Source organism: Aquimarina sp., assembly GCF_977115655.1.
On sequence record NZ_CDSBKO010000032.1, the window covers coordinates 1 to 22,686 of the forward strand.

Sequence of the window (22,686 nt, forward strand, 5' to 3'; positions counted from 1 at the left end):
TTTATCATTCCGGCAATTTGTCATCCCCATGAAGAACGGGACTGGAATCCACCATGAATACCATTTTAATACCAATTACACTTTGAATTTACCGCAATAAAACACCCTTTTTTCCTTTCTATTTCATCATAAAATGAAATCGTAACTAAGGCTATGCTTTAATTTTCTAATTCATAAAAAGAAAAAAATCATTATTTTCTTTTACGGTAAATTCAAAGTGTAATTGGTATAACAAATTTTTAATCCATAGTTTAAATTCTTAACTTAACGACATTGCCAAATCTACTTTTTTTATGTCTATCAAAGAGTTATTAATTTTATCACTTGATGCTAAATGACATTTATAATTAACATCCAGGTCTATTTCGGTTAAAAAAAAGTTGTTTTCTTTGATTTTAGTTCTGTTTTCTATAACTTCAAAAGAGTTTAATGGGATCGACAACCCCATACCATGTGCTTTTATTACTGCTTCTTTTTGGGTCCAATAATTAAAAAAAGCGTCCTTAATATTATTTGAAGAAATAATGTTCTGCCACTCTAATGGTGTCATCTGAGCCTTAAAATCTTCTATATTAATATCTTGCAAAAATTCTACATCTACTCCTATTTCGCTGTTTTCTGTTGTTACACATACAACCATATTTCCTGAATGTGATATATTGAATTTGATATTTTCATTTTCAAAGTATGGTTTTTTATATGAGTTATAGCGTACATCTTCTATACAAAGGTCTTTGCTTAATTTTTTTAAACTACTCCATAAGAGCATACGTCCCAGCAGGGACAATTGAGCATCTTGCCATCGCCTGTACTTTAAAATTTTCTTTTGAAAATCATAAGAAAACTTAGGAGCTACCTTTTTTAGCAGATATGAATGATGCTCCTCACTTATATAGGTATAAAGTATTTGAGTCATTTTTTTGAATTATTAGTTAAATCAACGCCCCCAGAGCAAGCTCACGAGGTATGCTTTAGACAGCACATTTTGCTATACAGCAAGTATCTTCAAATTAGATATTTAACAAGGAATTAAATGAGGATGTGTTTTCATAAACAATTGCTTCTACTGCTCCGGTAGCAGAATTTATGACTCCTATATCTGTTTTTACCGCAGACATTCGAACCCAAACACCACCATATCTTTTTCCAAAGCCAAAAGAGCCCCAAATTAATTTGTGGGGTGTCCATTCATTAGATACATCTGGTGCCAAAAAGCTTATTGAATCACTAAACTCTTGTGCTATAAAATTATTTTTTTCTAATGCATTATGTATGATTTGATTCCATTTTGTCTCACTTGAAAATTTACCTATAAAGACATCTTCTCCTTGAGAGCCGTTTGCTGCCTTAATTACAAATTGATCTTTTCTTTCTTTTAATAAATCCAAAAGGCTATATTCTTCATTTTTATATGTAGTTAAACTATCTTTTATTATCGAGGTCCAGGGAATACTTTCTAGTATTAATTTATTATCCTCTGTAGAAAATTTTTGATTTTCTGCAAGTTCCCTTAATAATGCAAGATTTTTTTTATCTCTCAAAATTGATACTCCTAAATGATCCGGAAAATAAATTTTATCCATTATAAATGCCCTAAAAACATCCCTAGGAACTTCTTGAGTGCTATCTAAGCTAAAAAACAAAACACTATGTATTTCTTTAGTTCCTAAAGTAAGTTTTTCATTGACCAATTTAAGAGAAGTGATATCCCCGGAGCAAGCTCCTCCTTTTAGTCCTCTTTTTTGTAATTCGGCTTGTAATAAATCATTAAAAAAAGCAATCCCGTCTTTTTTCAGGTCATCACTCAATGTATTTTTTAAGCTTACAAATACATTAATTTCTTTAGTAACAGATGGTACGTCCTCCACTATTTTATCTACCAGAAATTCAATATAGATTAATTGAGTATTTTGAGATTTAAAATTATTATCCATATCGGACAACAAAGGGTGTGACTTTCTGATTATAGATTCAAAACTCTGAACTTGCCATCCACCTATAGAAGACCCCATATTAACTTCTAAAATTTTAAACCCTTCATTGGTATAGGTTAAATCTAAGCGACATCCTACATCTACTTGTTTGTTATTACACATTAAAGCAAACTCTGCAATCATTTCATTGCCCTTAAAGTAAAAATCTGCTATTTTTTTAATATCATTCTTAAAATATAGTGCCAAAACCTGGTAAAGTAACTCTGGTAACTTTATACTTAACTCACTTAATCTATTTGCGGTTTTTGTATTAATTATAACTGGCCACGAGCTTACCGGGTATTCATAGTTTTTAAATACAAGGGGGACATCATTTTCTAAAGTATCTATACATGCTGGTATTTTTTTGGAGCTATCTGCTACAAAATCTTCATACATATCTGACAGGATTGTATTTTTGGCACAAACCGTTAACAATTTTTCCATTTTAATTAAAATAAAAGGTTATTTTTAAAAGACTTGAAAAGCTATTATAGTGTAGATATAATTACATATTACGTTCATAAACAATAGCTTCAACAGCTCCAGTAGCAGAGTTGATAACTCCTGTGTCTGTTTTTGCAGGAGACATTCTTACCCAAACTCCTCCATAAGTATTCCCAAAACCAAATGCTCCCCAAACAAGCTTATGTGGCTTCCATTGATTGGCTATATCCGGAGCTTGTATGTCTATAGAGTCACTAAATTCCTGAGCTATAAATATTTTATTTTCTAACGCATTTTTAATAGTTTCATTCCAAGCATCTCTGGTCAAAAACTTACCTACATATACATCTTTACCCTGAAGCCCGTTTGCTATTTTTATTACAAAATGGTCTTTCTTTTTTTGTAATAATTCGATCATATTATATTCTTCACCTTCATAGATCACTCTGCTTTCTTCTACAATTTCTGTCCACGGAATATAATCTAAGATCATATCATTATAAACGGGTTCAAATTTTTTATCTATTGCCAACTTTCTTAACAATGCCAGATTTCTTTTATCTCCTAATAAAGGTGTCCCCAAATGATCCGGAAAGTATACTTTATCCATCATAAAGGCTCGCAAAAGATCTGGAGAAACATCTTTAAGTGAATAATCCAGTATTAAAACCGAATGGATAATTTTATTATTAAAATACAACTGACCATTGCTGAATTTTAGTTCTGATATATTGCCAGAAAATACATTCCCTTTTTTATTATGCTTTTTTAATTCTTTATTCAACAGACTATTAAAAAAGGATCTATCCTCTTCTCCTTGGTCTTTTTGATATTTTCCTATCGGGAAAAATATATTTATTTCGTCTTTATATCCTGTGACATATTGTTCTATCTTATCTATAATAAATTTAATATAGAGGGATTGTGTTGGGACAGATGTATAAGAGCCTTTATTTGGGGGATCTATTAACTCCGGGTGCATTTTTCTAATTAGAGGTTCAAAATTTTCAAATTCTATTCCTCCTATAGAGGATCCCATATTTACTTCTAAAACTTTAAATCCTTTTTCTGTAAGTACCAAATCTAAACGAGAGCTTGTTTCTACATTTTTACTGTTGCACATTAAAGAGAATTGAGCGATCATTTCATCTCCTTTAAAATAAAAATCTGCTACTTTTTTAATATCATCCTCAAAATACAATGATGGTATTTGTTGTAACAGGGTCGATATAGTTGTACTTATTTTATTTAGATCTATTACCAAATCTTTATGGATAACTATAGGCCTGGAACTTATGGGGTAATCAAAACCTTTTAATACATCTGGCAACTCCCCTTCTTTTATCACTAATCTTGATGGAATCTTATATATATTATTACTATCCCATACCTCTATTTTTTTGGGCAAAACCACGTTTTTATTTACCTGTTTTTTTTCAACTACTTTTTCCATTATTATTATTATTATTTATTATTTGTTAATAGGACTATAAAGCATTAAATAAACAAAGGCTAGATAATCCCCCAATAGAACATATAGGTAACCAGTAAAATATTGGAGAATAGCACAGAAAAAACAATGCTCCTGTCATTTATTTTTCTTAATCTAATAATAAAATAGAGTATCGTAAGTACCAGTAATATAACAAAGATAATTATTAGGGTAAATACGTAACTAAAATTATTGGTTAGCCCAAAAGCTAAAACAAAGTAGTTATTATCTGAAACATTAATCAACGCCAAAACGAGACTAATTAGACCTATAATCCCTGCAATAGAGGTTATGATACTAAAACTTCTTATAATTTTATCAGGATTTGTATTGTATTTTCTTTTTACCAATTTTATTACATGAGCAAATACAAAAACAATCATAACAATTAATGCGATGAATAAAGGGGCCATAAAAACAGGATCAAACTGGTTAAGGCTATTCCCTACTTTGGCAACTCCTGCATTGAGTGCAATATTATTAACGAAACTAACTTTTTTGGCACTTTCATAAGCTTTAAAATTTGGTTTCTGAAAAGGATCATTTACAAATGAATACACTACTTGATCCCCTATTTTTGTAAAACTTGGAACATGCCCATACGTATATCCATTTATTACATAAGCATTTTTAAATCTTTTAGCTACTTCTTTGCCATTATCCGATGGTGTAATTGGATCATACTCTCCTGCAAATACTAATACTGGAAAAGACAGCTCTGTTAGTCTTGAAAGATCGAATTTTTGAATAGAGTCTTTACGATTTAGATTCCATTGATCGCATACTCTAAAATCGGATTTATAAAAGGACACTCCTCCTTTTATTTTTTCATATTTGGATACATCTTTTTGATATTCTGAAATATTGTTATTTGGCAGAACTTCATTACAACTCACACAATAATACACTCCGTAATCCATACCAAGAAGATTGGAGAATGCGCTTACCAAATTACCTAAAGCGTTTTTGTTTTTTTTCTGAAATTGATAAATTAGCAATGGTATTATTTCAACAAGCTGCTTGTTATATAGTGCTTGTTGAATGGCTACTTTAAAATCTTCAGAATTATAAGTAAACTCTCCTGCTTTTATTAACTTTTTGTCTACAGAAACCGTAACAGGATCTTTTTCTAAATTTGCTATTGTTTCATAATACACCTTTTCCAGCTCCGGATAACTACTATTACATTCTGGATCATTTTTACATTTTTCAAATACTTTAGATAGACTGGTTATATAGTTGCTGGTATTTTTACTATAATAAGTAGTAATGTCTGAGACAGATGAATCTAATACTAGTGTTTTTATATCCTCAGGAAATATACTTGCATATACTTGTGCAACATAAGTCCCGTAAGATACTCCGTAAACATTCCAATTCTTATACCCTAATTGCTTTTTTAAAGCGTTTATATCCTTTGATATAGACAGACTGTTATATGCTTCTATATCTATTCCTTTATTAATAAGGTCTTGTTTGCAGGATAATGCTGCAATTGTTTTTTGTTTTTCATCTTCTTCCTTGGATTGGTTTTTTGCTAAAATTTCTAAGAATTTATCTCCTAAATCGGGACATAGTCTTGGTTCTGAAAACCCTGTTCCTCTTACATCTAGTAATACTATATCATTTTTTTTTCGTAATGGATGGTCGCGCCATGATCTAATATTTTGAATTCCACTAGCTCCGGGGCCACCCTGAATAAAAACTACTGCATTTGCATCAGGCTTATTTGATGAGTTTTTAAATACCGCAACAGCTACTTTAATTTTATTGCTTCCAAAATCTTTCCAATCCTCGGGCACAATAAGATGTCCCCACACTATATTTTCTTGTTTCAGGCTTTCTGAATTTGGATAAAAAGATTCTGCTTTTTCAAATTTTATATTCTGCGCTTTTACATTGTGGCAAAATAAAGTGATTAACAGTATTGATATATATTTCATTTTGTTATAAAATTTCATGATTGTGCGACTATTTTTGATGTTGTTATTTAGGTTTAAAAACCGATATCGTTTATTTAAGGAGATATTAAAAACCCTTGTTACACTAAGCATATCTGAGTGCTTTTTAATTTACATTTTATAATATCTTCGACAGGCTCAGATTGACAACTAAAAGTTGAACTAAACGACATTAGTTTAAAAACTAAAGTCTATTTCTATAATTTTTTCTTTTTCAAATTCTAAGTCTGTGTCTATACTATTTATTGGAATATTGATATTGTTTATGATTTGTTCTATGACTTTTTTGTATTTTAAAACTAAAATCTCAATGGTTTCTTTTTCATATTTATCGGTATCATATTGAATCCTTCCTTCTAATTGTTGTTTTTGTACAGAAAAATTAATCAGTAATGGCAGTCTGCTATATTTAGAATCTATGGGGCTAGATTTTAAGCTTAGATTTTCATTAACATCTATTTGATTATAACTAAATGTTGGGTTTTGTAAAACCAGTAATGCTTCTAATCGCAGATTATCATTAATAGTATCCGGGATATCCTGATGTATATCTAAAGCCAATAAATCTAACTGTACGTTTTCCAGATATTTTGAAAATGATTGATCCGGATTTATTTTGGATCGCAATGGTAATGTTTTTGCAAACATTCCTATTTGAGAATGTAAATCGGGAAATTGTCGCCCCGAGTTTATTGTTGCCAAACAAATATCTTTGTGACCTTGCATCTTATAAACCAATACATTAAATACAGAAACCAGAAGTGTATGTAATGTTATTTTTTGTTTTACTGTAATTTCATTTAATTTTTCAAGGGTTTCTGCTTCTAAATCAAAAACCTTAAAAGCTGCCGTATAATTTTCTATCCAAGGATCTTGATCAAATTGAATCAAATTTTTCCATTCGTAACCAGACAGATACTGTTGCCAGAATTGATAATTTACTTTTTCACTTCTTTTCTTTGCTTTTTCTTGCCATTCTGTATAGTCTTTAAATTGAAAGCGCAGTGTTTGTTCCTCCAGGGTTGGCTTAGTATTTAAAGATGCGTAGTTAGCCAGTACTTCTTTTATTAAAATCTCTAAAGACCATCCATCCATTATGATATGATGTGTAACAAACAGTAGTATCTTATCTCCATTGGTTTTTTGAAATATTCCGACCCGCAATAGTAACTGATTTTCTAAATCAAATTCTTGATCTATATAATCTTCAGGTCTTTGTTGTGTATCATTTTCTATAAGAAATGTATCTATTTTAAAAGAAACGGTATTTTTAGGATTAACTTTTTGATAAGGAACCCCATTAATTTCCATAAAATTGGTTCTCAGTATTTCATATTTCTTCACCACCTTTTGAAAGGCTTTTTCTAATAATGATTCGTCTATATCTCCATTTATTGTAAATGCTTCAGACATGTTATATGCTATAGATCTTTTTCTTTCTTGAGAAGCTAACCAAATAGAATATTGAGAGGATAAAACGCTATAAAAACTTTTTTTCTCTACTGGTTGTATCGAACTATATTCTTGTTTTTTTTCGTTTTGCAAGTATTTTGACAGCGTTTTTATAGTAGGAAAGTCAAAAATTGTCCTTAACGAAACTCTATAATTTAGATATTCTTCAATACGACTAATAAGTTTTACTGCATTTAAGGAATGTCCTCCCAATTCAAAAAAACTTTCTGTTACATTTACTGGCTTTTGTAACTCCAGAACTTCCTGATAGTATTTACTAAGTTTAATTTCCAGGTCTGTTGTTGGTAGTTGATCTGGTACCTGTTGTTTTTGCTCTATTTCTATTTTTCTTAGGGACAGTGATTTTCTGTCTACCTTTTTATTTGGTGTAAGCGGAAAACTTTCTAGTGGTATAATCGTATGTGGTATCATATACTCAGGAAGCTCTTTACGCAACTTGTTTATGATTTCTGTTGAATCTATATTTGCTTCCTTAAAGATTATATAAGCAATTAAAACTGCTTCTTGTTGGTCTCCTTTTTTTGCAACAACAACAGAGTTCTTGACAGAACTTAATTGGTTAAGCTTTGTTTCTATCTCTCCTAACTCGATACGATATCCTCTAATTTTAACCTGGTTATCATTACGCCCCAAAAACTCTATTTCGCCTTCCCTATTCCATTTGCCAATATCCCCTGTATCGTACATTTTTTGTCCTTCTTCAAAAGGGTTTTCTGTAAACTTAACCGATGTTAGCTCTTCATTTTTAAAGTATCCTTTTGCTAATCCATCTCCTGCGATATAAATAGTTCCGGCAGTTCCTACAGGTAACAACTTCTTATACTTATCCAGAATATAAAACTTTGTGTTATGTATTGGTTTTCCTATGTTTGAGGCTTCTTTTGGTTTTGTTATTTGTTTGCAACCAGACCAAATTGTTGTTTCGGTAGGACCATACATATTCCATACTTCGGCACAAGTATTTATTAATTTTTCTGCTAAGGATTCACTTAAAAGATCTCCTCCGCATAGAACTTTTAATTTTGAGTCTCCACTCCACCCAATAGTATACAACATTTGGTAAAAGCTAGGGGTTGCCTGTAATATGGTTGGTTGTATTTGTTGTAACTTTTTTATTAAAGCAAAGGGATCTGTTACTGTATTTGTATCTGCTATATACAATGTAGCTCCTGATATTAAGGGAGCAAAAAACTCTAATATGGAAATATCAAAAGATTGTGTGGTTACAGAGAACAATACATCCTTACTGTCCATCTTTGGTTGTTGCTGTATACTTAATAAAAAATTTAACAGGGATTGGTGTTGGATTGCAACGCCTTTGGGGTTGCCTGTGGATCCTGATGTGTAAATTATATATGCAGTACCTGTAGAGCTTATATTTAAGCTGTTTCTTAAAGAAATTTTGTTATCGGCATATAACGCAGAGTTTACGTCTACGAATTGCGCCTTGGAGGTTATGAGTGCTTTGCATTCTTTTGCTCCAATAATACAGCCTACTTCACTATGCTCTATTATATAATTTAGTCGCTCTTTTGGAAAACCCGGATCTAAGGGGATATATGCTCTTCCTGATTTGAATATCCCTAATAATATTGCAACCAGATTTGCAGAACGATCCATTAAAACAGCAATGGGAGATCTATCTTTATTGTCAAAATTTTGATGTAAATACTCTGCTATATTATTAGATACTATATCCAGCTCTTTATAGGAGTAGGTGGTGTTATCATCTTTTACCGCTGTTTTATCGGATTTTTCTTTTACTTGCTTATTAAAAAAATCCAGTAACGTAGCTTCTTTTGGATAACCAAAACTTGTTTGGTTAAAATCATATAACAACCTTGTTTGTTCTTGTTTGGTTATATATTGGTATTCTGTTAGTTTTTTCTTACTATCAACACATACATTAGAAATAAGTTTTTCAAAATGTGACACTACCCGGGTAATCTCACTTTCTTCAAAATAATTAATATTGTAATCAAAATCAATTTTTACATCTTCCTTATCATCAAATTCCCTTATATATACAGCCAATGCTACCCGTTCTGATTGGTGTGTTAATGGGATTACGCTAGTTTTTGTATTTTCAAAATGATCTGCATAATTTTGTTTCTCATAGGATAACGTGATATTAAAAAGCCTGTCTTTTTCTCTAAAAAGGTCTAATTCTTTTATTAGTTTTCCTAAAGGGAAACGTTGATATCTGTAATCCTGTCGCAATTGCTGTTTTATGGTATACACCAGTTTTTCAAAAGTATCTTCAAAGTCAAGGTTAATACGCAGAGCTGAAACTCCCATAAAAAGCCCTACTGTTTTTTTAAAAACAGATTTACTTCTGTTTAATACGGGAAGCCCTATTGCAAAATCATCATTTTGATACTTACGCCCAAAATAAAGGTATAAAACAGCAAGTATTATATGAAAAGTAGAACTATTACAGTTTGTTGCAATACCCGAAAGTTGATTATATACCGATCTTTTAATTATAAGTTCTTTACGATCACTTTTGTTTACAGTCTCTGTTTCCTTTATCTTTTCAAATAAACGCTCTGGCAGGTTTTTATATTTTTCGACCCAATATGCTTTATCCTTTATAAAAGACTCTGATTTATAATAGATTTCGTCTTCTAAAACAAAATTATTATAGCTGTATGGATATTGGGTATTTACTTCTCCAAATCTGGTAAGTTCATTATAATTAGCTACTAATCTTTGAAACATCAGGGATGTACCCCAACCGTCTGTAATAATATGATGATACATTGAAAACAGATAGTAATACTCCCCGGATACTTTTATTAAAGTAAATCGATGTAATACTTGTTTCGTCTTTAAGTTAAACGGTTCCTTAAAGGTTTCCTGCATATACATATTTGCTTTTTTATCTGCATCAATTTCCTTAGAAAAATCAACAAAGCCTAAAGAAGAATCATGATTTGGTAACATTTCAATTTGTACATCTTCTTGGTTTTCTATAACAATACTTCTGTATGCATCATGTTGATCAATAAGCATTATATATGCTTTATTGAGTGTTTCATATATCATATTACCTTCGATTGCTATCTTGGCACCTATATTATAAATAGGATCGTTAGGGTATAACAATTGCTCAAAATAGACATCTTGTTGTGGAAGTGTCAATTTCATATCCATGTATTCTTTAAGGTTAGTGAATATTCTCTCCTAGTATTAGAGAGTTTTATACGATACGTATTTTACTGATGTTTAACCCGCTTTATCAATGTCGTTTAGTTAAGTTGTATCTTTTTGAGGATTAAACATCTGTAAAAACAAAATACTTCTTTACTTCCATCATGGATTCCAGCCTACGCTGGAATGACAAGCAAAAAGCATTGTGTTTTGGTTATTTTGTCATTTCGATGCAGGCAAGAATCCACCATTAACAAATTTTAAATCAATAGTTTAAATCCTTAATTTAACGACATTGATAAAATGGGTTTAAGCCCAAAAATTTTCAACCAGTTCTTCTTCATTATTTGCAACTACGTCTTTTACAATTTTTCCGTAATCGAATTTGATTATTCGATCTGCATGCTTAAAATAAGCATCATCATGGGTTACGGCTATAATGGTCTTTCCTTGCTCCTTTAATCGCGGGATCAATTCTTCATAAAAGTATTTTCTAAAATGCGGATCCTGATCTGCTGCCCACTCGTCTAAAACCAAGATTGGTTTCTTTTCCAGAAGTGCAAAAATCATGGACATCCTTTTGCTTTGTCCTTTAGAAAAATTTCTTCTTGCAGATTCTTCTTTATCATCTGTAACTACCCCTTCCAGTTGCATCATTTTTAACAATCTCATATACTCTTCATTATTTTCTAAAGAGTAATCATCATAATTGTGAGAAAAAATGTGGTTGTTTGTAAAAATGGCTGTCATCGAGTCTTGCAAGTTTTCTTTTATGCTTGCTTTTGGATCTTTATTTAAAATAATATCACCACTAGTTGGCTCATACAATCCTGTTAAGATATTAATAAAAGTACTTTTACCTGATCCATTACCCCCAACGATGAACAATACTTCTCCTTTGTTAATCTCAAGATTAACCGGTCCTAACTTAAATGACTTTTCTTGATTTTCACTTTTATAGTCAAAATAAACATCTTTGAAATTTAGGGACTGAAATTGATAGTTTGCATTTTGTACAAGGTTTGTGCTCTCCTCTTCTATCTGGAAATCTTTCATAAAGTTTTTTATCCTCTTGTTAGAAACCATAAATCTGGTATACAGTTGTTGTAAGTTTATCAAATTATTTATAGGACCAGATATAAAAAGTATTACTACTACATAGGCGATCACCCCTTCTCTGTCTAACAAACCCAGAGCAGGTAACCCAAATAAAATAGCTGCTATTACTGCATATAACCCATATTGGCTAATCATATTGATGGACAAAAACACATAATTTATCTTAAAATCCAGACCTTCAGACTGATCTCGATTTGGCCCTAAGTGTTTTTGCATTATATTTTTTCTTCTGGACGTACTAATTTTTAATTCTTTAAAACCATTAATCAAATCTTCGACATAGTTATAATAATGCTCGTTATATCCTCTTAGCACAGATACTTCTTTAGACATCGAATTCATGACTATAAAATAACACACTGCTACTAAAACAATTAAAACAACAATTACTATTGCCGAAACTGTAGATAGGGTAAACATATAAACTACTCCTAGTAATAACATCAATAAAGAGCTTACTGTATGGGTTACTGTATATGGTAAACTTGAAAACAGGCGCAAATCTTCCATTGCGGTATAGAAACGCTGACTTCCAAATTTTTCTAAGGTTAGTAAAGGTGCTCTTAAAATTTGATTGAATAGATTCTTTTCATTTTCGTATAATATCTTAAATGCGTATTTATTGAGCCCTTTCTGGAATACGATATTTAACAGATATGTATACACTACAGCAGATAAAAAGACAATAATCATATAATCTTTTAAAAAAGCTTCATTACCTGCAAGAACATTGTTTATTATATATATGATACCAAAACTTAATATGGTGTTTGGTATCGCATATAGTAATAAAAGAACGATGTCTTTTAATTTTAATTTTAACATAATGATGGTGTGTTTTTATAGTATTATAAAAATATTTTTATAGGTATGTAATTTCATTGTACCGGATTTGTTATGGTAAGCTGTATGAAATGTATTATTTTGATACATAACAGAATTTCGATATAGTTTAACGTGAGTTCGACGTAAGGACTTAGTTTTAAAAAGACGTCAAATTGAGTGATTTTTCATAGTGCAACGGAGAAAAATTGTATCGCTCTTTCGACAAGCTCAAGATGACAAGGCTTTTGCTTGAAAATTTACTTGTCTTCGATACAATTTTCTATCAAAAATCACTCTGACTGACGTAAATTTTCTTACATCGAACTCAGGTTAGTTTTTAATTTTACCAGAGTAGTAAGGTTATTTGTTCATAAACCGTTACAGAGGTTTTTAATACAAGAAGTGTTTGGTTATACTATTAAAATGACAGCTTTGTTCTACAAAACAACTGAACTACTAATTATTTAATCGATTATCATCCATTTTGGCACCCAAAGTTGATTGTTTACTCAAAAACCGTTATGCTTTCGACACAAACCTTCAAGGTTTCCCAAACCTTCAAGGTTTCGCAAACCTTGAAGGTTTACTAAACATATCCTTTTTAGAACTTATCCAAAATGATAAGACGGGTGTTCTTCTTTAAGGTTCTCATTTAGTACTTCTAACTTTATAATTTTAGGCACTACCCACTTGGCAAGTACCCCTACCCACTTCGTTAGTACCCCCGGGTACTATAACTGTTAAAGCTTGCGGTAACTTTGTCAGTTTACCCACTTACTTTGGAAGGGTGGGGTACTTCAAAACCGGGAGGAGCAGGTAATTTTGTCAGTACACCTATGTAAATTAGTGAGTGTACCCACTACATTACCGGGAGCGACAGGTAACTTTGCTATCCATCTTACAAATTTTGGGGTAGAGCCTGTCTTTTTTGCTATCCATCCTGTCTTTTTAGGGATACAGCTTACCAAAAAAGATAGTGTACCCCTGTTTTTTGCTATCTATCCTGTGATTTTGTCTTTTTAGACCCTAAATTTTAGCTGTTGTTGTTATGGGTTGATATAGTTAACTATACTTATTGCACTTTTGACTTTTGCATTTAGTGTTTTTTGGTGGTATATTTCTTACTGCTCTCTATGTAATTTCTTTGGCTATGCTACAACGATTATTACCATTTACAACTACTAAGCGTCCTGTATGTAAAGAAATGCATAACCGAAAATATTAAGGTGCAATAGCTACAGGACATCTGTCTACAATGATCTGCGCTAATTCTTTGGGATACTCATGAATAAAAAAGTGGTTTCCTTTAAAAATCTGTGAAGCAAAACTATTGGAAGTAAAATTTTTCCAGTTATTAATTTTATCTTCCTGCTCTTCTTCAGATCCCATTAATGCAAGAATAGGTGTCTCAATTTTAATTCCTTCTTCAGAAAAATTATCCTTTTCCAGAATTTCAAAATCTGCTCGCATAATCGGTCCAAAAAAGCCATACAGATCCTCAGATTCTAAAACTTCTTCAGGAACTCCCCCTAATTTTCTCAATTCATTTTTAAAATCTACATCATTCATCAGGTATCTTTTTCTCTTCGAGCCTGGTTCTTTTATCCCCGGTCCAGGATTTCCTGAAACAATCAGATGTAATGGCAGATCCCCTTTTTTTTGCATTTCGTTAGCTACAGATAATGCAAGTGTAGCTCCCATACTGTGCCCATAAATTACATACGGCTGATCATTTCTTAACGACTTTATTTGATGTACATAGTCTTGTATTGCTTCGTTTTTGTCTTTAAGGGCGCTTTCTTTAAACCTTTTACCTCTACCTGGTATTTCAAGAGGTATAAAATCTATATCTGCATTGATATAGCTTCTTAAAAAATCAAAAGAATAACAGCTACCGCCTGCAAAATGCAATAAAAACAGCTGAATTTTATTTTGTAATATCATTTTTTAAAATTGCTTTTATTGATCTGTTCTTTTTCTCTCTTCATCACTCCCGAATTTTCTATCCCTAACTCTTATCTTTTTATTTCCAAAATTATATGATAATGAGAGTCTAAGGGATCTTCTGCTGTAATTACTTGAGTAGTTTACTTCTACTCCATCAACTTCAGAAACTATATCATTCATACTTCCTGTATCGAATATGTCTTTAATATACACTGATAATTGTAGGTCATTTTTAAGAAAACCTTGTTTTATTCCCATATCCAAACCATACCTTTCTCCGTAATCTAATAATTTATCTTTGTAGGGTGAACTATAAAAAAAGTCCACTTGTAATTTGGTAGATTGACTTAAGGAAAATGTATTATAAGTATCTAAATACAACTGAAATCCATTTTTTGGCTTTGCATCCAGATCTTTATCAAAGTCTGATTCGTATCGTATTAAAAATACTTGATTTTGACTTTCCCACCATGAAATTTTATTAAACGAATAAATTTCACCTATCCCCACTTGATACCCAGTATAGTAATTACGTCTAATCACGGCTTGTATATTGTTTTCTTTGTCTGCTGTAAAAACTGTTCCAAAACCATCAGATGTTGTATTAAAGAAAATATTTGTGGTTAATACCTCTTTATAGGTATAATTAAACTCGAAATTATCAATAAAAGAAGGTTGTATAAAAGGATTCCCTTCTGAATAAGTACTACTATTTGTATATGTTCTAAATGGGTTTAAAATTCTAAAACCAGGTCTTTTGATTCTTTTTCCATAATTAAAAGAAAAATTATTGTTTTCATTTTTTTGATAAGCAATATAAAATGTTGGAAAAAACTTTAAATAATCACTTTTATTGGTTTGATTTAAAGTTTTAGAAAATCCTTCGATAATCGTGTTTTCTACTCTTAGACCTGCTTGCATTCTCCATTTTCTTTTTATTTCTTTTGAAGCGTTTAAATACAAGGCCTGCACATCCTCTTTATATTCAAACTCGTTAGATAGTATTGGATCAAATACTGGAGTACCAGTAATTGTGTTAAGGCTTACAAGATCATTTACTGTTCTTATAAAACTTAATTTAGCTCCATACGATAGATTTATCAATTTAAAAGGGTGTTCCACATCTATTTTTCCACTAAAATTATCAATCGCTTGATTAGAAGAGTTGATAGCTGCTTGGTTTATATTCAAAAAATCATTATTTGGTGATAATGTATTAACAATATAATCCCTTTTTAATTTATTATCGTAATCGAAATAATCGAAATCTAATGAAATACTTCTACCTAAAGTATCTATTTTTGATATTAAATGTACATTGTATAAATGACTATTTATCTCACTATAATTTTTACCTGAACTATCAAATATAGAATCCAGTTTATTAGTCGCACTAAAGATATTACTTACGATTTTATCTTTTCTATCTGGTCTGTCAAAGCTACCTAAATACTGAGCTCCAATAGATGTCATTTTTGAAATATCGTAATCCAACGAAAAACGACCTGATAAATTATCTTTTTGTTGTTTCCCATTTATTCTGGCATCCCATGGGCCATTTGGATATTTTGTGACAAAATCTTCAGTTTCTCTTATTGCTCCAGCATTTCCATTGACACTCATGCTTAATTTAACTTTCTCTTTACTGTACAAAAAATTATTTGTCAAATTAAAAAAGTTATATGTATTTTGATTATAAGCTACTGTAGTTGAGTTTTTCCAAGAGTTTCCAATTCCTTTTTTATAGATTATATTAATTAGCCCACCGCTTCCTGCTGCTTCATATTTTGCAGGTGGATTTGTGATAATTTCTATTTTTTTAATGTCTGAGGATACAATAGAGCTTAAAAAATTCACTAACTCTTGTCCTGATAATTGCAAAATACGACCATCTATCATAACTCTAGATGCTCCTCTCCCCAACATACTAATTGCATCATTTTCTACATTAACTCCAGGGGCAACACGAAGGGCATCTAAAGCATTGCCTCCACTAGCTGCTATACTATTTTCTACATTAAATACTAATCTATCTGGTTTACGCTCGATCAATCTCTTTTTATTTTTAATTACTACCTCATCTAAATTTTCTGTTGATCGTTCTAGTAATAAATCATCAAGAGTTTGGGTATTTTCAAAAACAACTTGTGTTTTTAATTCTTTATAACCAAGAATACTTACCTCCAGAATATACGTCCCTTTATCTGTTTCTAAAGTATAAGCTCCATTTTCATCAGTTATATCATAGGTTTTAATATTATTCATTGAATCTTTTAATACAACACTAGCAAAAGAAACTGGTTGATTGATATCTTTTACGACTCCTTTTATTTCAATCTGAGAAATACTTGAGTACGAGATAAAAGACATCAAAAAGATGAGTTTAAACTGATTTATTATCATAGCTTTAATTTATTTTTATATTATTTTTTATCCACAAAATGCAGATTCCCTTAAAATGTTTGTTACACGAATATTGAATCGTTATGTCTAAGAATTATTTGATCTATAAAAGAACTCAAGCAAAGATTATGTTGATTATTTTTGTACATCTTTTTTTGGCATATTAATCGTAATGATATTCCATTTTTAAATACTACACACACCAGTCCTAATCCATAAAAATCATCCCATTGAAATTTTTCAGAACTAACTAATGTTCTTTGATTTGAAAGGTTTTCTTCTATCTCTCTGTTTTTTTGAAAACTAAAATTAAAATACCCTTTAATATGATTGTCAATGTCAATGTTTGTTAAGTCTGAAAAATCCTTTCTAATGATTTCGTATGGTATTTTTTGGTGTACCCTAACTTTAATGTATTGTTCATACACATCATAAATGTGTTTTTTGAAAGAGCTACCTGTAGATGAAATTATTGGCAAGGGCAAGAAATTAGTAGTAACTCCTGATACTTTTGTTATGTCAATTTCTTCATAAGATTCTTCTTTTCCATTTACTGCTATTATTTGCATATAAGAATCCTCTAATTTTTCTAATAGGCTTTGGTGAGCTCCCAAAAACAATGCAGTAACAGGCAGCCCTATTTTTTTTACTATCTTATTTATTGTTTCGAATTGTTCCCCGACTATCGTTATACGCTGTACAATATATTCTACCGGCTCTTTTTTTATAAGTGCTCTATTGTCTGTTAGATAAAGCTTTTTAAGATAATCCATCCACCATTCTCTTTGTATAACGCCACTTTTTGAGCTTAAAAAATTTCTTTGCCATAAAGCAAAAGAATGGTTAGAAATAGTAGTTTCTTTTATTTTTGGTTGTTCTAAATTATCTCTTAAATTTTCAAGCAAATCTCCAAAAGTGTCAAGATCTATAAGGGCATGTGCTACACAAAAACGTAAATAAGCAGTATCTGAATTATTTTTGTCTACTACTATAAAAACACGAATTAATGGTGTTTGATTAAAATAATTGAATGGTTTTTTCAGAAAAGAGTTTGCCTTTTCCTCTATCTTTATTAAATCTTCTGAAATAAATTCTCTTACAATATTTATATCTAACTTTACGTTATTTTTTGATATTTGTCTTTGTGAAATATACTCTTCAAACTCTCTTTTTTCAAAGTCTACCATCAATGACGGATACAAAGTCAGAAGGTTACGGAATTTCTCTTCAAAATTGTTTTCAGAAAAATCAGGTATCAATATTGTATTTGACGATATTATTGCAGAAGGTTTTTTTATAAAATATTTTTGATTTTCTGAAACTAAATTATATCCATCTGCTGGGAATATTTTTTTAGCAGTCTTTTGATGAGTGATATCATTAAGCTCTTTTATTTGTATTTTTAATTCTGGAAGGTTCAGTAATGTATCCTCTTTTATTTGTGTTTTTTGGATTGTTTCAGCCATATTTTCTAATATTGGATTCTCTATGCTGTCCCTAATATTCAGATCATATCCTTCCTTTTTTAAAAGGCTCATTAATTGTATAGCTTTTATAGAGTTTCCTCCTAAATCATAAAAGTTATCTTTACATCCTATTTCTTTTATTCCTAATACAGATTCCCAAATGATTGCTAATTCTTTTTCTTCTTTGGTAACTGGTTTAACATATTCTTTTTTGTTATAAGAATTTTGATCTGGATTTGGCAGTGCTTCATTATCTATTTTTCCATTGTTTGTTAATGGTATTTTTTTTATTGGGACGTATATTTTAGGAACCATATATTCTGGCAACTTTTCTTCTACGGCTCGTTGTACCTCAACAAAATCCAGTTCTTTATCCCCAACTATATAAGCCACTAGTTGTTTTGATTTATTTATATCCTCTTTAACAACCACAACCGATTGTTCTATACCTTGAAATTGTTCTATAGCTGATTCTATCTCACCTAATTCTATACGATACCCGCGTATTTTAACTTGATGATCCTTTCTTCCTATAAATTCTATATTACCATCTGGCAGCCAACGTGCCAAATCCCCTGTCTTGTACAATTTTTCTCCATCTTTAAAAGGGTTGTCTATAAATTTATCTAATGTTAAATTCGGACGATTCAAATATCCTCGGGCAAGCTGTACCCCACCTATGCATAGTTCTCCTATAGCTCCTACGGGCATTAATTGCATGTCCTTGGAAAGTACCAAAAATTGTGTGTTTGCCAAAGGTGTTCCTATAGGAATATTCTTAGAATCTATTACTGTTGTATTTATCATTTTAAAAACAGAAGTGCAAATACTTGTTTCTGTTGGTCCATAAGCATTGTAATATGTCCCGCCATAACGCAAACAGGACATAACTTTTTTATAATCAGATGTTTCTCCTCCTGTTATAAGCGTTTTTACATTTTTAAAGCTTTCTGATTTCATTATATGAAAAAAAGAAGCTGGTAATGTTACTACATCAATTGTATTTTCTTGAATATATTGTCCTAATAAAAAGGGATCATTTCGTACTTCTTTATTCGCCATAAAAAGACTGGAGCCTGATAATAAAGTATTAAAAATTTCAGAAATAGAAACATCAAAAGAAAAGGACATGAATTGTAATATTCTAAGGTTTTGGGTGATATTAAAGACATCGATATGTGTTAAAATTGCATTTAAAACAGCTTTATGCTCAATCATTACTCCTTTTGGGTTGCCTGTAGATCCTGAAGTATATATCACATACGCCAAATCATCTGGTTGGGCAAAGTTTATATGATCTAAACTATATTGTTCTGTTTCAAACGCTGTGTCTATGCTTAAAAGTGAGCCATTAAAACATTCTATATCTGAAATATATGATTTGTTAGATATCAAAACCTTAATACTGGCATCATTTAGTATGTATTGTTTACGATTTGACGGGTAATTTATATCTATAGGTACATATACTGCTCCTGCCTTTAAAATTGCCAGGAGACAAATGATATACTGCTCACTTTTATCTAAATGAACGCCAATAAAATCTTCGTTTTTAATATTATATTTTGTGATTAAACAATTTGCGAGCTGATTAGATTTTTCTTCTAATTCTCGATATGTAAGAGATTTTTTTTCAAATACTACTGCAATTGTCTCTGGAGTATTATTTGCTTGTTCTGCAAATAAATCCACAACTGTTTTATCCAATGGATATTCTACGTTTGTAGTATTAAATACTTCTAATACTTTATGACGGTCTTTTTTGGTCAAATATTCAATAGTACTTAATGCTGCTTTTGGAGAGGATAATAGATTAAATATTAATTGCTTAAAATGTTGTATCATATTCGATACCATATCCTTATCATATATATCTGTATTATAAATAACATCTATGGCAATTACATCTCCTAATTGTGTGGCATGAAATTCTATATCATTTTTACAAATAGCAGCCCCTCTGTCTTTAATCTCGTCTAGCAAATGATCTTTTACACAGGTAGTCTTTTCTATACTATTGTGGAGTTCCCAGGAAATATCGAAAAGAGCTGTTCTACTTTTATCATATTTTATTTCTAAATCTTCTACCAATCTATCAAAAGCATATTCCTGATGTCTAAAGTCTTCTAATATATTTTTTTTGATTTTTTGGTAGTATTCTATAAAACTATCTGTTGGATCTATAGAATTTCGAAAAGCCAAAATATTGACATAAAACCCTATTTGGTCTTCTAAATCAGGATGCGTTCTACCAGCAAAGGGACTTCCTATAATAATATCTTCGGCAGAAGTATATTTATGTACAAGAATATTGATAGCAGATAACATAAACATAAATAGATTACTTTCGTTTTTTTTGATAAACTCCTCTAATCTATGTGTTACATCTTTAGATAAATAGCCTCCTAAACATTTACCCTTGTATGTTTTAATCTTAGGGCGGGGTTTATAAGAAGGCAAATCAATTATAGGCAGCTCTCCCGATAGCCTTTTTATCCAATAATCTTTGTGCTTTTTTTGAACATCACTATTTAATTGATCTAATTGCCAAACAGTATAATCCTTGTACTGTATTCGTAAAGGTGAAATATCTGGAGAAACACCAGATACATACGCTTTATAATATTGCATAATGTCTCTTGACAAAACATCTGCTGACCACCCATCACTAATAATATGATGCAGATTATAATAAAATATATATTGATCTTGTGATAGCTGAAGTAAACAAACCCGTAACAAAGGTCCTTGTTCCAGATCAAATGGTTTGTATGAATCATTTTTAATATATTCCTCTGCGACAAACTCTGCGTTTTTTCCTCTACAATCCTTATTATCAATAGAAAAATTCAATTCTTTTGGGGTTAAGACAAATTGCCTTATTTCTCCTGAACTATTTACTTTAAATACGGTCCTCAATATTTCATGTCTCTCTATAACTGCATGTATCGCTTTTTGAAAACAGGAAACATCATATATATTGTCAAGAACAATAGTACTTGGTATATTACATGCAATAGAGGCTTCTTCTAATTGACTTACCAACCATAATCTACGTTGCGCATTAGAAATCTTATAGCTATCTGATTCTGGAATCTTTTTTATGTCTGCAAAATCCAATTTTGAGGAAGATTGCACTTCCTTTTCTAAAAAATCTATAAGCTCTGTTCTGTTTTCTTCAATCATACTTATGAGATCTGGAGACAATACAGTGCTTTTATCTTTCTTTATTGCGAGTTTACCATTATCAACAAACAAATTAATTCCTTTTAATTGTGCTGCATAAACAATTTCTATTGGCTTAATATTATTCTGCATCATGATGGTTGGTTTATAAATTTATATTATGAGTCAAATCTTTGTCTTAAAAGCTTGTTATTTAAAATTATTTTTTTCAATAAAAGAGTATTCTATTAGAATAGGGAAGTAACTATTTTTCTATTTCCTTCGTATGGATTTCTTCCATGTGAGCTTAGCATATTATCCAGAAACAGAACATCTCCTTTTTTCCAGGGAAATTCTATAGTGGATTTTTTATATGCGTTTATAATTTCTTCGATTTCTTGTTTCGTTATTTCTGTCCCGTCGCCATAAAATGTGTTATTAGGAAGTTGGTTTTCATTTTCAACAGAACCATAATAGTCTTTTTCCAAGGTATACTTATTAAAGAAAGAAGCATGGTTAAACCAGATAAGTTCTTCTGTTTGCGGATGCTCCCAAATAGCTTTTTTAACCCATGTTAATTCTAAATCATCTTCGCTTTTCCATCTAAACTGCATACCTGTTCTGTTACATTCTGATTCTACATAATCTTTGTCATTAGACTGAAATACCTCTTGCCATGACAGACCTATGTTTTTATTTAGATTTCTTATATACTTAACTCCTTTTTCTAAAAATTTTGCTTTGGTTTCTTTGCTTAAATAGCTCAACACTAATCGATTGTCTGCTATTGGTGTTTCTCCTCTTTCTGTGGCAGGATGGATACAACAAAATATGATATAACTTGGGTGTCCATTTGGCATATACGATGCTTCGCTATGCATATTGATACTAAAATCTTTTGGATAACTCGTACTGGTATATACATTTTTACCTACAGAAAACCTTGGTGAGGATCTAAATGCATATTCTAATGAGTTTGTCTCAAACAATTTACTTATCTCTTCAAACTTTGCGATTGTATTTATATTAAAACCACGAAATAATATTGCTCCATGTTTACAAAGCTTACTATCAAATTCAGATTTATTATTAAAAATCCAATCGTTTAGGTTAGTATTACCTGTATCAGCCTCTTTTATAAAAGGAAAATCCTGTTTTTCTTTTACTTCTAATATAGAACATTCTCCTTTTGCACTATTAGAAATCATTTCTATTTCATTGTGCTTTACTATTTCTTTTTCCATTATATCTTTTTAAATTAT

At 30.7% G+C, this 22,686-nt stretch carries 11 protein-coding genes; 1 reads left to right on the forward strand and 10 read right to left on the reverse strand.

The features are described from left to right. Positions 1-259 precede the first annotated feature (259 nt). From ACZIYX_RS13900 to ACZIYX_RS13925, 6 genes are all read right to left on the reverse strand, one after another. The gene (locus ACZIYX_RS13900; RefSeq protein ID WP_462682852.1) at positions 260-916 is read right to left on the reverse strand and encodes a 4'-phosphopantetheinyl transferase family protein; all 657 of its coding nucleotides are present in this window, start codon (positions 914-916) and stop codon (positions 260-262) included. A 94-nt stretch (positions 917-1,010) separates the two neighbouring features. After that, a complete protein-coding gene (locus ACZIYX_RS13905) occupies positions 1,011-2,420 on the reverse strand; it encodes an ATP-grasp domain-containing protein (protein ID WP_462682853.1) in 1,410 nt (469 codons plus the stop codon). Between the two features lie 61 nt (positions 2,421-2,481). Further along, positions 2,482-3,873, reverse strand: coding sequence for a hypothetical protein (locus ACZIYX_RS13910; protein WP_462682854.1), 1,392 nt, complete (start codon positions 3,871-3,873; stop codon positions 2,482-2,484). 59 nt (positions 3,874-3,932) lie between these two features. Beyond that, the gene (locus ACZIYX_RS13915; RefSeq protein WP_462682855.1) at positions 3,933-5,855 is read right to left on the reverse strand and encodes an alpha/beta fold hydrolase; all 1,923 of its coding nucleotides are present in this window, start codon (positions 5,853-5,855) and stop codon (positions 3,933-3,935) included. Between the two features lie 195 nt (positions 5,856-6,050). Beyond that, positions 6,051-10,496, reverse strand: coding sequence for an amino acid adenylation domain-containing protein (locus ACZIYX_RS13920; protein ID WP_462682856.1), 4,446 nt, complete (start codon positions 10,494-10,496; stop codon positions 6,051-6,053). A 312-nt stretch (positions 10,497-10,808) separates the two neighbouring features. Further along, positions 10,809-12,443 carry a cyclic peptide export ABC transporter gene (locus ACZIYX_RS13925; RefSeq protein ID WP_462682857.1) on the reverse strand — a complete coding sequence of 545 codons (1,635 nt, stop codon included), beginning with the start codon at positions 12,441-12,443 and terminating at the stop codon, positions 10,809-10,811. A gap of 846 nt (positions 12,444-13,289) precedes the next feature. Between ACZIYX_RS13925 and ACZIYX_RS13930 the strand changes: the two genes are divergently transcribed. Continuing rightward, positions 13,290-13,466 carry a hypothetical protein gene (locus ACZIYX_RS13930; protein ID WP_462682858.1) on the forward strand — a complete coding sequence of 59 codons (177 nt, stop codon included), beginning with the start codon at positions 13,290-13,292 and terminating at the stop codon, positions 13,464-13,466. 198 nt (positions 13,467-13,664) lie between these two features. Here the strand turns inward: ACZIYX_RS13930 and ACZIYX_RS13935 are convergent, their stop codons facing one another. From ACZIYX_RS13935 to ACZIYX_RS13950, 4 genes are all read right to left on the reverse strand, one after another. Further along, positions 13,665-14,387, reverse strand: a complete 723-nt coding sequence (locus ACZIYX_RS13935) for a thioesterase II family protein (protein ID WP_462682859.1) — start codon at positions 14,385-14,387, stop codon at positions 13,665-13,667. A 15-nt stretch (positions 14,388-14,402) separates the two neighbouring features. After that, positions 14,403-16,793 carry a TonB-dependent receptor domain-containing protein gene (locus ACZIYX_RS13940; RefSeq protein ID WP_462682860.1) on the reverse strand — a complete coding sequence of 797 codons (2,391 nt, stop codon included), beginning with the start codon at positions 16,791-16,793 and terminating at the stop codon, positions 14,403-14,405. Positions 16,794-16,855: 62 nt separating this feature from the next. Then, complete coding sequence (locus ACZIYX_RS13945) at positions 16,856-21,580, reverse strand: amino acid adenylation domain-containing protein (RefSeq protein ID WP_462682861.1); 4,725 nt, start codon at positions 21,578-21,580, stop codon at positions 16,856-16,858. Between the two features lie 92 nt (positions 21,581-21,672). Then, on the reverse strand, positions 21,673-22,668 hold the full coding sequence (locus ACZIYX_RS13950; protein WP_462682862.1) for a TauD/TfdA family dioxygenase: 996 nt from the start codon (positions 22,666-22,668) through the stop codon (positions 21,673-21,675). Positions 22,669-22,686 lie beyond the last annotated feature (18 nt).

Coding starts and splice junctions, on each gene's coding strand:
- ACZIYX_RS13905 (WP_462682853.1), bottom strand. CDS start 2,420: ATGGAAAAATTGTTAACGGTTTGTGCCAAAAATACAATCCTGTCAGAT.
- ACZIYX_RS13940 (WP_462682860.1), bottom strand. CDS start 16,793: ATGATAATAAATCAGTTTAAACTCATCTTTTTGATGTCTTTTATCTCG.
- ACZIYX_RS13910 (WP_462682854.1), bottom strand. CDS start 3,873: ATGGAAAAAGTAGTTGAAAAAAAACAGGTAAATAAAAACGTGGTTTTG.
- ACZIYX_RS13900 (WP_462682852.1), bottom strand. CDS start 916: ATGACTCAAATACTTTATACCTATATAAGTGAGGAGCATCATTCATAT.
- ACZIYX_RS13920 (WP_462682856.1), bottom strand. CDS start 10,496: ATGAAATTGACACTTCCACAACAAGATGTCTATTTTGAGCAATTGTTA.
- ACZIYX_RS13925 (WP_462682857.1), bottom strand. CDS start 12,443: ATGTTAAAATTAAAATTAAAAGACATCGTTCTTTTATTACTATATGCG.
- ACZIYX_RS13950 (WP_462682862.1), bottom strand. CDS start 22,668: ATGGAAAAAGAAATAGTAAAGCACAATGAAATAGAAATGATTTCTAAT.
- ACZIYX_RS13935 (WP_462682859.1), bottom strand. CDS start 14,387: ATGATATTACAAAATAAAATTCAGCTGTTTTTATTGCATTTTGCAGGC.
- ACZIYX_RS13945 (WP_462682861.1), bottom strand. CDS start 21,580: ATGATGCAGAATAATATTAAGCCAATAGAAATTGTTTATGCAGCACAA.
- ACZIYX_RS13915 (WP_462682855.1), bottom strand. CDS start 5,855: ATGAAATATATATCAATACTGTTAATCACTTTATTTTGCCACAATGTA.